This is a genomic window from Ruegeria sp. CJ6 (assembly GCF_056536665.1).
Genome location: NZ_JBQFQB010000002.1, coordinates 676530 through 688375 on the forward strand (window position 1 = coordinate 676530; position 11846 = coordinate 688375).

The window sequence follows — 11846 nt, forward strand, 5'->3', positions numbered from 1 at the left end:
TCCAAAGCGTGGGCATCGCCTTTTCAAAGTGCTGATTTTGCGCCAGAAGTGCGGCAATCACCATTGCCCGAGGGGAAGCTGATGACCAATCCGATCTACGCAATTGGAGATTTGCACGGCCGCGTGGATGAGTTCGAGCGCTCCTTGGCGCTGATCGAACGCGATGGCGGCGCCGATGCCGAGATCGTGTATCTGGGCGATTACGTTGATCGGGGCCCCGACAGCCGGGGCGTTCTGGATCGGCTGATCGCTGGTCGCGATGCGGGCAAGCGGTGGATCACTCTGCTGGGCAACCATGACCGGATGTTTTCATGGTTCCTCGAAGATGTCCCGCGTCACGATCCGCACATGTTGGTCGGGTATCATTGGCTGCACGAGCGGTTGGGTGGTGTAGAAACACTACAAAGCTATGGCGTGTTCTTCGATCAGCAGACACGGCTCGAGGATCTGCATGCAACAGCGCGGGGTGCGGTTCCCGATGCGCATCGGATATTTCTGCAAGGGCTCATCGCCATGCATCAAACGCGCGAGATTGCTTTTGTCCATGCGGGCATTCGGCCCGGTATTCCGCTGAGCGAACAACGGGAAAATGATCTGGTCTGGATCAGGCAAACCTTTCACAACCACCGAGGTCCGCATCCGAAACTGATCGTCCATGGGCATACGCCGGTGGATCAATCAACGCATTACGGCAATCGCATCAACCTGGATAGCGGCGCAGGGTATGGCCGTCCGGTTGGCGTTGCGGTGCTCGAAGGACAGGATTGCTGGTTGTTGACGGACAAGGGTCGCGTTGCGCTTTTGCCTTGAAGATCAGGTCTTGGTGAAAAGGTCTTTGCAGCGGTCACGCAGGATGTTCTTTTGCACCTTGCCCATTGTGTTGCGGGGGAGCTCGTCCAGCAGGATCAACTGGAGGGGATGTTTGAACCGGGCGAGCGCGTCCCGAACCGCACCCATGATGGCCTCGATATCTGGCGTGTGACCGGGGGTAGGGACCAGAATGCCAACCGGGGTTTCTCCGAAATCCGGATGCGGGACGCCAATTACCGCGCTTTCCAGCACGCCGGGTTGTTCGTCTAGCAGCAGCTCGATCTCTTTGGGGTAGATATTATACCCGCCCGAGATGATCAGGTCTTTGCCACGCCCGACGATATGGACATAGCCATCTTCATCGATCCGCCCTAGATCACCGGTGATGAAGAACCCGTCTTCGCGCAGTTCTGCGGCGGTTTTGTCGGGCATTTGCCAGTAGCCCTGAAACACATTGGGACCGCGCACCTCGATGATGCCGATCTCACCATCTGCTAGGGTTTGACCTGTTTTGGGGTCTGTGACCTTCAGTTCAACATCCGGCAGGGGAAATCCGACCGTTCCCGCCCGGCGTTCGCCGTCATAGGGGTTAGAAGTGTTCATGTTCGTCTCGGTCATGCCATAGCGTTCCAGAATGCGATGACCTGTACGGTCTTCAAATTGAACGTGGGTATCTGCCAGCAAAGGCGCTGAACCTGAGATGAACAGCCGCATATCCTGAGTCAGATCTTGGGCGAAGCGGTCGTCGCTTAGCAGGCGGGTGTAAAACGTCGGCACCCCCATCATCGCCGTTGCCTGTGGCATCAGGCGCAACATATCTTCCAGGTCGAACTTCGGCAGAAATATCATCGACCCGCCCGATGCGAGGACGACATTTGTCGCAACAAACAGTCCATGCGTGTGAAAGATCGGCAGCGCGTGCAACAGCACGTCATCATCTGTGAATCGCCATTCCTGCACAAGGGTCTCCGCGTTCGACAGCAGATTCGCCTGCGTCAGCATTGCCCCTTTCGAACGCCCCGTCGTGCCTGAAGTATATAGGAACGCAGCCAGATCATCTTCGGATCGGTGGGCCGGCTGAAAGGCCGGAAGCATCCCCAGAGCACGCCGCATCAGGCTGCCTGAACCGTCGGCGTTCAGCGTTTCAAGCCGGGCATTGTTCTTTTGCGCGATCTCGGCAAGCCCTGCCTCGTTTGCCTCATCGCACACCACCAGTGAAGCGCCGCTGTTTTCGATGAAATAGCTTAGCTCTTGCGTCGTATAGCCCGTATTGAGAGGTAGAAAGATCAGCCCCGCTTGGGCACAGGCGGCATAAAGCGCCAGTGCCTCAACGGATTTCTCCACCTGCACCGCCACGCGGTCGCCCGGTTCCATTTCCAGTCCTGTCATGGTGTTGGACAGACGGGCCGCCGTGTCCAGAAACGCGGCATGGGTCAAAGTCTGACCATCCGGAAGGTGCAAAAATGGCGTATCCTTGCCTGCATGGATGCCCAGCAAACGATCATAAAGCGGGTTGCCCATCCCGATATCCTTTCCAGCAGACGCGCACATTCTGCAGCAAATCTGTCGTGGAATTGGGGAAGCGTAAAGCCCGGACAATCAGAACTCGGTCGTCATCCGATATCCGGCCGCAAAATACATCTTGGCAAACGTTACCGGCTGACCCTGCAGCCATGTGATACGCTCGGCCGTAAAAACGGGTTCACCCTCGGGAACGTCCAGAAAACCGGCCAAAGTGGTATCGGCGCGGCTGGCCAGAAAGGTCAACTCGACATTGGTGAACGGGACAGTTTGCACCAGCCAGTCATTGGGTCCGACGCTAGAGAAATCTGCCTGCGTGACCTGAGGTACGCTGTCTATCACGATCCAGCGGTCTTCGAACTGAAAAGGTGAATTGCCGGAGAAATGCATGCAACGCACGTGCATCACACTTTGATCAGCACGTAGGGCCAACCGGGCCGCCAGCCAGTCTGGGGCGATCTGCGTTTCACATGACACAAGAGCGTAGCGATAGGTTCCGCCCGCCGCTTCGATTTCATCTCGGACCAGAGGAATTGTGAAGCGCGCCTGTCGCTGCGGTGCGCTAAGGACCCGAGTGCCTGCCTTTCGGCGCCGTTCAAGAAACCCTTCATCCGCCAGTTCCCGCAGTGCTCTGTTGACTGTGGTGCGGGTGCACGAAAACTCGACCGCTAATTCTTGCTCATTGGGAAGCAGAGCGTCGGGCTGCAATTCGCCCGAGCGGATTCGGCGCAGGACGGTTTGCTTAATGTCTTTGTAGCTGGTTGTGTCGCTGGTTTGGGTCATATCAGTTCAGATGTCTTCCAAAAGGTCATTCATCGCGGCACGATAATTGTTCAGGATCGCATCGCGGGCGATATGCCGCCCGCCGCGCACCTGATGTCGCCCGGCAGACCAAAGGTCGGTCACTGTTCCGTCAGGCGCGGCAAAGCTCAGGCCGTCAATCAATTGATCGTCGCGCAAAGTACACAGGGTGGGGTGACTTCGATCGATCGCAACCAGATCGGCCAGATGACCTATTGCGATCTCTCCGGCGTCGCGCCCCAGCGCCTGTGCGCCACCGCGGGCGGCTCCGGTATACAGCGTTTGACCGACCGAGCCTTCGCCACGTACCAGCACAGTGCGGGCCTTGTCGCGCAGACGTTGAGAATACTCCAGCGTACGCAATTCCTCGGGCAGTGAAATACGCACATTCGAGTCTGAACCGACACCAAAGGCACCGCCCTGCTCGATGTAGACGGCACCATTGAAAATACCATCCCCCAGATTGGCCTCTGTGATCGGGCACAGACCGGCCACAGCCCCGGATCGGGCAAGAGCGCGGGTTTCATCGTCTGTCATATGAGTTGCATGGATCAGGCACCATCGTTCGTTCACATCCACGTTGCTCAGCAGCCAATCTACCGGTCGTTGACCCAGAGCGGCTTCTACATCCGTGACCTCCTTCTCTTGTTCAGAGATGTGGATGTGCACAGGGCCACGCGGGGTAGCGTTCAGCACTTGCCGTAGGTCATCAGGCGAGGTCGCACGCAGAGAGTGCGGTGCGATGCCGATCTGGCTGTCTGCATAAGGCATCAGCGGCTTACAGTCCTCGACAAGCTGCAGGAACCTTTCCACCTCATTGCCGAACCGCAATTGACCGCCGGTTAGAGGCTCTTGCGCGACGCCGCCATAGGTGTAGAGCACCGGTAGATGTGTCAATCCAATCCCGGTTTGGCTGGCCGCCGAGAAGATGCGCTGACTCAGCTCAGACAACTGCGCATAAGGCGTGCCGCCGGGTTGGTGGTGGACGTAGTGGAATTCCCCGACCGCAGCATACCCGGCCTCCTGCATCTCCATATAGACCAATGCGGCAATGGACTCGATCTGTGCAGGAGTGAGGCGGTCCAGAAATCGGTACATCAAGGTACGCCAGGTCCAGAAGCTTTCGCGCCCTGCTACGCGCGTTTCGGTCATGCCCGCCATGGCGCGTTGAAAGGCATGGCTGTGCAGGTTCGCCAAAGCGGGCAGCAACACGTCGACCCGAGTGTCTTCGGGATTTGGCTCGGTCCCTGATTTCAGCGCAGCGATCCGACCGTCTTCGATTTCGACTCGTAGGTTGTGCACCCACTCAGAGCCTAACAGGGCCGTTTTGGCATGAACCGTCATCGTAATTCCATTTTGTGTAGACTTTATATTTTTAGCCGTATACGAAAAAATCAAGCGCAGGGGGAGCCCAAAAGAATCGCCATGACGAAAAAAACTGTTCTTCGTAGCAAACATGTAGCCACCATGGGGGGCGACCAACCTTATGGGATGATCGAGGATGGTGCGATTGCCATCGATGGGTCGGAAATCGTTTGGGTTGGCGCTCGGTCGGCAATGCCGCCGTCATATGCCGAGTGGCCGCAGAACGACTATGGTGACCGCTTGATCACGCCTGCTCTGATTGACGCTCATACTCATGTTGTGTTTGGCGGCAACCGCGCGGTTGAGTTCGAAATGCGCCTGAAGGGCGCGACCTACGAAGAAATTGCCCGCGCGGGTGGAGGCATCCTGTCGACCGTACACGGCACGCGGGCAGCAACAGAAGAAGAGCTGCTTGCAGGCGCGCTTTCGCGCGTGGACGCATTGCTGGCCGAAGGTGTGTCCTGCATCGAGGTGAAGTCGGGTTATGGGCTCGATGCCGAAACCGAACTGCGTATGTTGCGCGCGGCGCGCCGTATTGCGCGGGAGCGCCCTATTCGGGTCAATACCAGTTTTCTTGGCGCACATGCCGTTCCGCCAGAATATGCGGGTCGGGATGACGCCTATATTGACGAGGTCTGCATTCCGACACTGCGCGCGGCCCATGCCGAAGGGCTGGTGGACGCGGTGGATGGGTTCTGCGAAGGCATTGCATTTGATCCCACACAGATCGAACGGGTTTTTGTTGTCGCGCAAGAGCTTGGCCTACCGGTGAAGCTGCATGCTGAGCAACTTTCGAATCTAGGTGGGGCTAAGCTGGCGGCAGCTTACGGAGCGCTATCCGCTGATCATATCGAATATTTGGACGCCGACGGCGTTACCGCCATGGCTGGGGCCGGAACGGTCGCGGTCCTGCTGCCCGGCGCGTTTTATACGCTGCATGAAACGCAAGCTCCGCCGATTGAATTGTTGCGCCAGAAGAATGTTCCCATGGCACTGGCGACCGATTGCAATCCGGGGTCCTCACCCCTGACTTCTCTGCTGCTAACAATGAACATGGGGTGCACTTTGTTTCGCATGACGCCTGAAGAAGCATTGGCAGGTGTTACCCACGTCGCGGCCCGCGCTTTGGGTCTGGATGATACCGGCGTGATCGCGCCCGGATTGCGCGCTGATCTGGCCGTCTGGGATGCTACTCACCCTGCAGAACTGTCCTATCGCATCGGTTTCAACCCTCTGCATAAACGTATTTTTGGAGGTCTGGAATGACACCTCTGTTGCTTGTCCCCGGTCAGGTTTCGCTGGATCAGCTTGCCCAGATCTACTGGACCGAAGCCGCCATTTCGCTTGACGCCACCTGCCAACCCAAGGTTGAGGTCGCTGCTGCCCGCATTGCGCAGGCTGCCGAAGGGACCGAGCCCGTCTATGGCGTCAACACCGGCTTTGGCAAACTGGCGAGTCACAAGATTGCGGCCAAAGATACCTCAACCCTGCAGCGCAACCTGATCCTCAGCCATTGTTGCGGGGTGGGTCCGGCAGTGCCGCGTCGTCTGGCGCGGCTGATGATGTCACTGAAGTTGCTGTCATTCGGCCGAGGTGCTTCGGGTGTCCGCTGGGAACTTGTCGAATTGCTGCAACAGATGCTGGCGTGTGGTGTGACACCTGTGATCCCGGCACAGGGTTCGGTCGGCGCGTCTGGCGATCTTGCGCCACTGGCCCATATGACCGCTGTGGTGATCGGTGAGGGCGAGGCAGAGGTGAACGGTGTTGTTATGCCGGGTGCAGAGGCTCTGAAAACAGCTGGGCTAGAGCCGATTCAACTTGGTCCAAAGGAGGGCCTTGCGTTCATCAACGGGACGCAATTTTCGACTGCCTTTGCTCTGGCCGGATTGTTCGAAGGTTGGCGTTCAGCACAAAATGCGCTGGTGATTTCGGCGGCTTCAACTGATGCGATCATGGGATCCACCGCCCCTCTGCAACCCGAGATTCACACGCTGCGCGGGCATCGTGGGCAGATTGAAGCGGCGGCGGCGATGCGGGCCACTCTGGAGGGCTCTGAGATCCGCGAAAGTCACCGTGATGGGGATACGCGAGTGCAGGATCCATATTGCATCCGCTGCCAACCACAGGTGACCGGCGCAGCGATGGATGTGATCCGGCAGGCGTCTGCAACTCTTGTAACTGAGGCCAACGCGGCCACTGATAATCCGCTGGTTCTGACCGATCCGGATGCAATTGTTTCGGGCGGGAATTTCCACGCCGAGCCGGTAGGCTTTGCCGCCGATATGATTGCTTTGGCCCTGTCAGAGATCGGGGCGATCGCACAGCGTCGGATCGCATTAATGGTCGACCCGGCGCTTAGCTTTGATCTGCCGCCCTTCCTGACGCCCGAGCCGGGGCTGAACTCGGGTCTGATGATCGCCGAGGTCACGACGGCTGCGTTGATGAGCGAGAACAAACATCTGGCCAACCCATGTGTGACCGACAGCACACCTACATCGGCCAATCAGGAAGACCACGTCTCGATGGCGGCGCACGGGGCGCGGCGTTTAGGCCGGATGGTTGATAATTTGAACTATATTCTGGGGATCGAACTGCTCTGCGCCGCGCAAGGCATCGAATTCCGCGCACCTCTTGCGACCAGCAAAGCGCTGACCAGCGTGGTTGGGCGTTTGCGCAACGATATCCCGTCGCTAGGCGATGATCGCTATCTGGCGCCCGAATTGGAAACCGCGAAGTCCCTAGTCGAAAGCGGAACTATTCTGCAGGCAGCTGCAATGCCCATGCCGGAGCTGTCGTGATGCAGGTTTTCAGTGTTCAGCGTGGCGATGGGCCCATCGTGCTGGGGCAGCCGCATGGCGGCACGTATGTGCCCGACGACATTGCCGAGCGACTGAATGCGAATGGGCAGGTTCTGGCGGATACGGATTGGCATATCAATCAGCTCTACGATGGGCTTGTTGCCAACGCGACGGTCGTGCAATCCCATATCCACCGCTATGTCATTGACGCTAATCGAGACCCTGCGGGTGTATCATTGTATCCTGGGCAGAACACAACAACTCTGGTGCCGTTGACCGATTTTGACGGTCAGCCGATCTGGGCCGAGGGGCAGGAGCCCTCAGTCGATGAGATCGAGGTACGTCGAACCGCCTACCACGCGCCCTATCACAACGCGCTTGAGCAAGAGCTTGAAAGGGTGCGGGCAATACACGGTGTTGCGATCCTGTTTGACTGCCACTCGATCCGAAGCAAGATTCCGTTCCTCTTTGAAGGCACCCTGCCAGATATGAACATCGGCACCGATGGTGGCGCGACCTGTGCCCCCGGCATTGAGGCCGCGGCCCATGAATTTTCGCATTCCTCCCCTTACAGCACCGTCCTGAACGGGCGATTCCGAGGGGGTTGGACGACCCGCCACTATGGCCGTCCTGATGAAGGCCAACACGCGATCCAGATGGAGTTGGCGCAATCTACCTATCTGTCCGCCGAAACCCCTCCGTGGGCGTTTGACGAGGCGAAAGCCAAGCGCCTGCGTCGCTGGTTGGTGGATATTCTCGACGCCATCCAAGACACTGCATTGGAGCTTTGACATGACCGATCCTCGCAAGAATACCCGCGATATCTATCCGCCCACCGGCCCCGAACTGAACGCAAAAAGCTGGGTGACCGAAGCGCCGTTGCGGATGATGATGAATAACCTGCACCCGGACGTGGCCGAAAACCCGCACGAGCTGGTGGTTTATGGCGGCATCGGTCGCGCGGCGCGGACATGGAACGATTTCGACCGGATCGTCGCAGGGCTGAAAGATCTGGAAGAGGATGAAACCCTGATCGTCCAGTCGGGCAAACCGGTGGCGATCATCCGCACCCATAAGGATGCGCCTCGGGTTCTGATCGCCAACTCAAACATCGTGCCTCATTGGGCCAATTGGGATCACTTCAACGAGCTCGATAAGAAGGGGCTGATGATGTACGGCCAGATGACGGCCGGTTCGTGGATCTATATCGGTACGCAGGGCATCGTACAGGGCACCTACGAAACCTTTGCCGAGGCTGGCCGTCAGCACTATGGCGGCGACTTGACTGGCAAGTGGATTCTGACCGGCGGTCTGGGCGGCATGGGTGGCGCACAGCCTCTGGCGGCAGTGTTCGCCGGGGCCAGTTGTTTGGCGGTCGAGTGCAATCCGGATTCTATCGATTTCCGCCTGCGCACCAAGTATCTGGACGAAAAAGCCGAGACTCTCGACGAAGCGCTTGAGATGATCGACCGCTGGACCAAGGCGGGCGAGGCGAAATCTGTGGGTCTGCTAGGCAATGCGGCTGAGGTGTTCCCCGAAATTTATGCGCGGATGCAGGCCGGTGGCATGCGCCCCGATATCGTCACTGACCAAACCAGCGCCCATGACCCGATCAATGGGTATCTGCCGATTGGCTGGAGCATGGCGCAGTGGAAGGACAAGCGCGAAACTGATCCTAAAGCGGTTGAAAAGGCCGCCCGTGCCTCGATGAAACAGCATGTCGCTGCAATGGTCGATTTCTGGAACGCGGGCGTTCCGACGCTGGATTACGGCAACAACATCCGTCAGGTGGCGCAGGATGAAGGCTTGGAGAATGCCTTTGCCTTCCCCGGCTTTGTGCCCGCCTATATCCGGCCGCTGTTCTGCAAGGGCATCGGCCCGTTCCGCTGGTGTGCATTGTCGGGTGACCCCGAGGATATCTACAAGACCGACGCCAAGATGAAGGAGCTGTTCCCTGAGAACGAGCATCTGCATCGTTGGCTGGATATGGCGCAGGAACGCATTGCGTTTCAGGGTCTGCCCGCACGTATATGCTGGATCGGCCTTGGAGATCGCCACCGCGCGGGGTTGGCCTTCAACGAAATGGTTGCCAATGGCGAGTTGAAAGCGCCTGTTGTCATTGGGCGTGATCATTTGGACTCGGGCTCGGTCGCCAGCCCGAACCGCGAGACCGAGGCGATGCTGGACGGCTCGGACGCAGTATCGGATTGGCCGCTGTTGAACGCTCTGATCAATACGGCCAGCGGTGCGACCTGGGTCTCGCTGCATCATGGCGGCGGCGTGGGCATGGGCTTTAGTCAGCACGCGGGTGTTGTGATCTGCGCCGATGGGACCGATGATGCCGCGCGGCGATTGGAGCGCGTTCTGTGGAACGACCCTGCCTCAGGCGTCTGGCGTCACGCAGATGCGGGGTATGAGATCGCGAAAGACTGCGCTCGCGAACATGGGCTGCGCCTGCCTGGTATTCTCGGTTAGATCAATCTGCCTCTGGTGAAAATGCTGCACCTGCGATATCCCGCAGGTGCGCTAATCGGAGGCCTGACATGTATGTAGCTACTCTGCTGACCAACCCTGCGGCCCCTTCTTTAGAGGCGACGCTGGTTGAGTCGTTGCGGAATGCATGGGGCGGGGGTGATGCGAACTGGCTGAGCCTCGATGAGGCGGCCGAGTTTTCCCTGCCAGAAACTCCCGACAATCGCTGGGACGTCTGGGACGAGTTGCAACAGATGGGCGTGGACCTGGTCGTGCAAAAAGCCGACGGTCGCCGGAAAAAGATGCTGCTGGCCGATATGGACAGCACCATGATCCAACAGGAATGCATCGATGAACTGGCTGATGAGGCTGGTGTCGGTGATCGGGTCAAGGATATCACCGCGCGTGCAATGAACGGCGAGCTGGATTTCGAAGGTGCGCTGACTGAGCGTGTGGGCTTATTGAAAGGGCTGGATGAAAGCGTGATCGGCAAGGTTCTGGATGAACGGATCACATTGATGCCCGGTGGTATGGTGCTACTTGCCACGATGCGCGCGAATGGGGCCTATGCAGCGCTGGTGTCGGGTGGGTTCACGGCTTTTACGGCTAAGGTCGCCGAAGCGCTTGGGTTTGATGAGAACCGGGCGAATACATTGCTGGCTGAGGATGGCAAGCTTACCGGCGACGTGAAGCGGCCCATTCTTGGGCGACAGGCCAAAATAGAGGCATTGGAGCAGATCACAACACGCCTAGGTATCTCCGAGGTTGACGTGATTGCCGTCGGCGATGGAGCAAATGATCTGGGAATGTTGGGTCGGGCGGGGACGGGTGTCGCGTTGCACGCCAAGCCTTCGGTCGCTGCCGAATGTGATGTCCGCATAAATCACGGCGATCTGACAGCGTTGTTGTATCTGCAGGGCTATGGCAGGTCAGAATTTCAAGGCCTCTAAGGGGCTTCCTTTAATTTAACTATTGTGTTAAATAAAGCCATGAATACGCTTCTGGTCACATTCTCCGCTTTGTCTGATGCCACTCGGTTCTCGATTGTCGAGCAACTGATGGACGAAGGCGAACTGCCCGTCGGTAATTTGATAGAAGGCAAGGGCATGTCAGGGGCCGCGATCTCGCGCCATTTGAAGGTTTTGCGCGAGGCCGGGTTGGTGCAGCAGCGGGTACACGGCACGCAACGGATGTATTCGGTGCAGCCCGAGGGGCTGCGCGCGATAGCCGAATGGACGATTTCGAAACGACATTTCTGGGAAAGCAGCCTCGACCGTTTGGAAGAGTTTATTGAAAGGGAAAATTCATGGCCGACCTGAAACTGGAACGAGATTTTCCCGTTAGTCCCGAGGTCCTGTTCGCATGGGTCAGCGATGGTGCGAAACTTCTGCAGTGGTGGGGGCCCGAAGGGTTGCATGTACCGGAACATGATCTCGACTTTTCGCGCATTGGTCCCTGGTATTCGGTTATGCAGAATGGCGAGGGTCAGCAGTTCAAAGTCTCGGGTCATGTTACCCATATCGATCGACCAAAATCTGTTGGATTTACGTGGGCTTGGCATGACGATCAGGACCAGCGCGGTGCGGAAAGCCATGTGACCTTTTCGGTTACCGCGACCAACAGCGGATCACGGCTGGTGGTTGATCACCGTGAACTTGTCGATGCCGAGTCGGCCACGAACCACAACGAAGGCTGGACATCGTCGCTGCGCAAACTCGAAGCACTTTGCAAATAGGTTTTCATCAGGGAGGAGCGATATGCCCCAATATTTGTTTGTTTATCACGGGGGTCACACCCCAACCGATCCCGCCGAGATCGAGGCGACCATGGCCGCTTGGGGCGCTTGGTTTCAGGAAATCGGCGGCTCATTAGAGATTCCGGGAAATCCTGTAGGCCAGTCCTACACTGTCAGCAGCGGAGGGGTTGAAGACAATGGCGGATCAAATCCGGCCTCAGGTTTCACGGTGGTGAAGGCCGACAGCATTGAGACTGCAACCGAGATGGCCAAAGGCTGCCCGATGGTCGTGAATGGCTCGGGCTCGGTCGAAGTGGCCGAGGTGCACGAGATCGAGATGTAAG

12 protein-coding genes are annotated in these 11846 nt (G+C 58.0%); 9 read left to right on the plus strand and 3 right to left on the minus strand.

Annotated features, from left to right (window positions below):
* The first annotated feature begins 81 nt into the window (after positions 1 to 81).
* Entirely contained in the window at positions 82 to 810 is a 729-nt protein-coding gene (locus ACR0BT_RS08695; RefSeq protein WP_170399105.1) for a metallophosphoesterase family protein, read from the plus strand.
* A gap of 3 nt (positions 811 to 813) precedes the next feature.
* On the opposite strand, the gene ACR0BT_RS08700 is transcribed toward ACR0BT_RS08695, so the two are convergent.
* The 3 genes from ACR0BT_RS08700 to ACR0BT_RS08710 all read right to left on the minus strand — a co-directional run bounded on the left by ACR0BT_RS08700 (position 814) and on the right by ACR0BT_RS08710 (position 4476).
* Positions 814 to 2331, minus strand: coding sequence for a malonate--CoA ligase (locus ACR0BT_RS08700; RefSeq protein WP_480762950.1), 1518 nt, complete (start codon positions 2329 to 2331; stop codon positions 814 to 816).
* A 78-nt stretch (positions 2332 to 2409) separates the two neighbouring features.
* Positions 2410 to 3114 carry a GntR family transcriptional regulator gene (locus ACR0BT_RS08705; RefSeq protein ID WP_170399103.1) on the minus strand — a complete coding sequence of 235 codons (705 nt, stop codon included), beginning with the start codon at positions 3112 to 3114 and terminating at the stop codon, positions 2410 to 2412.
* 6 nt (positions 3115 to 3120) lie between these two features.
* The gene (locus tag ACR0BT_RS08710; protein WP_480762951.1) at positions 3121 to 4476 is read right to left on the minus strand and encodes a formimidoylglutamate deiminase; all 1356 of its coding nucleotides are present in this window, start codon (positions 4474 to 4476) and stop codon (positions 3121 to 3123) included.
* An 81-nt stretch (positions 4477 to 4557) separates the two neighbouring features.
* Here ACR0BT_RS08710 and hutI point away from each other — a divergent pair, with 81 nt between their 5' ends.
* The 8 genes from hutI to ACR0BT_RS08750 all read left to right on the plus strand — a co-directional run bounded on the left by hutI (position 4558) and on the right by ACR0BT_RS08750 (position 11845).
* The gene (gene hutI / locus ACR0BT_RS08715; RefSeq protein ID WP_480762952.1) at positions 4558 to 5763 is read left to right on the plus strand and encodes an imidazolonepropionase; all 1206 of its coding nucleotides are present in this window, start codon (positions 4558 to 4560) and stop codon (positions 5761 to 5763) included.
* Complete coding sequence (gene hutH, locus ACR0BT_RS08720; protein WP_480762953.1) at positions 5760 to 7295, plus strand: histidine ammonia-lyase; 1536 nt, start codon at positions 5760 to 5762, stop codon at positions 7293 to 7295. Before hutI ends, hutH begins: the two co-directional genes overlap by 4 nt.
* Positions 7295 to 8086, plus strand: coding sequence for an N-formylglutamate deformylase (hutG, locus tag ACR0BT_RS08725; protein WP_480762954.1), 792 nt, complete (start codon positions 7295 to 7297; stop codon positions 8084 to 8086). The genes hutH and hutG overlap by 1 nt, the downstream gene beginning before the upstream one ends.
* 1 nt (position 8087) lies before the next feature.
* Positions 8088 to 9770, plus strand: a complete 1683-nt coding sequence (hutU, locus tag ACR0BT_RS08730) for a urocanate hydratase (RefSeq protein WP_170399092.1) — start codon at positions 8088 to 8090, stop codon at positions 9768 to 9770.
* Positions 9771 to 9838: 68 nt separating this feature from the next.
* On the plus strand, positions 9839 to 10717 hold the full coding sequence (gene serB / locus ACR0BT_RS08735; RefSeq protein WP_480762955.1) for a phosphoserine phosphatase SerB: 879 nt from the start codon (positions 9839 to 9841) through the stop codon (positions 10715 to 10717).
* Positions 10718 to 10756: 39 nt separating this feature from the next.
* On the plus strand, positions 10757 to 11086 hold the full coding sequence (locus ACR0BT_RS08740) for an ArsR/SmtB family transcription factor (protein ID WP_480762956.1): 330 nt from the start codon (positions 10757 to 10759) through the stop codon (positions 11084 to 11086).
* Complete coding sequence (locus ACR0BT_RS08745) at positions 11074 to 11502, plus strand: SRPBCC family protein (RefSeq protein ID WP_170399086.1); 429 nt, start codon at positions 11074 to 11076, stop codon at positions 11500 to 11502. Before ACR0BT_RS08740 ends, ACR0BT_RS08745 begins: the two co-directional genes overlap by 13 nt.
* A 22-nt stretch (positions 11503 to 11524) precedes the next feature.
* On the plus strand, positions 11525 to 11845 hold the full coding sequence (locus ACR0BT_RS08750) for a YciI family protein (RefSeq protein WP_170406852.1): 321 nt from the start codon (positions 11525 to 11527) through the stop codon (positions 11843 to 11845).
* The last annotated feature ends 1 nt before the right edge of the window (position 11846 follow it).

What these genes read in the sequence shown, in the direction of transcription:
- ACR0BT_RS08695 (WP_170399105.1), top strand. Translation starts at nt 82, where the DNA reads ATGACCAATCCGATCTACGCAATTGGAGATTTGCACGGCCGCGTGGAT.
- ACR0BT_RS08700 (WP_480762950.1), bottom strand. Translation starts at nt 2,331, where the DNA reads ATGGGCAACCCGCTTTATGATCGTTTGCTGGGCATCCATGCAGGCAAG.
- ACR0BT_RS08705 (WP_170399103.1), bottom strand. Translation starts at nt 3,114, where the DNA reads ATGACCCAAACCAGCGACACAACCAGCTACAAAGACATTAAGCAAACC.
- ACR0BT_RS08710 (WP_480762951.1), bottom strand. Translation starts at nt 4,476, where the DNA reads ATGACGGTTCATGCCAAAACGGCCCTGTTAGGCTCTGAGTGGGTGCAC.
- hutI (WP_480762952.1), top strand. Translation starts at nt 4,558, where the DNA reads ATGACGAAAAAAACTGTTCTTCGTAGCAAACATGTAGCCACCATGGGG.
- hutH (WP_480762953.1), top strand. Translation starts at nt 5,760, where the DNA reads ATGACACCTCTGTTGCTTGTCCCCGGTCAGGTTTCGCTGGATCAGCTT.
- hutG (WP_480762954.1), top strand. Translation starts at nt 7,295, where the DNA reads ATGCAGGTTTTCAGTGTTCAGCGTGGCGATGGGCCCATCGTGCTGGGG.
- hutU (WP_170399092.1), top strand. Translation starts at nt 8,088, where the DNA reads ATGACCGATCCTCGCAAGAATACCCGCGATATCTATCCGCCCACCGGC.
- serB (WP_480762955.1), top strand. Translation starts at nt 9,839, where the DNA reads ATGTATGTAGCTACTCTGCTGACCAACCCTGCGGCCCCTTCTTTAGAG.
- ACR0BT_RS08740 (WP_480762956.1), top strand. Translation starts at nt 10,757, where the DNA reads ATGAATACGCTTCTGGTCACATTCTCCGCTTTGTCTGATGCCACTCGG.
- ACR0BT_RS08745 (WP_170399086.1), top strand. Translation starts at nt 11,074, where the DNA reads ATGGCCGACCTGAAACTGGAACGAGATTTTCCCGTTAGTCCCGAGGTC.
- ACR0BT_RS08750 (WP_170406852.1), top strand. Translation starts at nt 11,525, where the DNA reads ATGCCCCAATATTTGTTTGTTTATCACGGGGGTCACACCCCAACCGAT.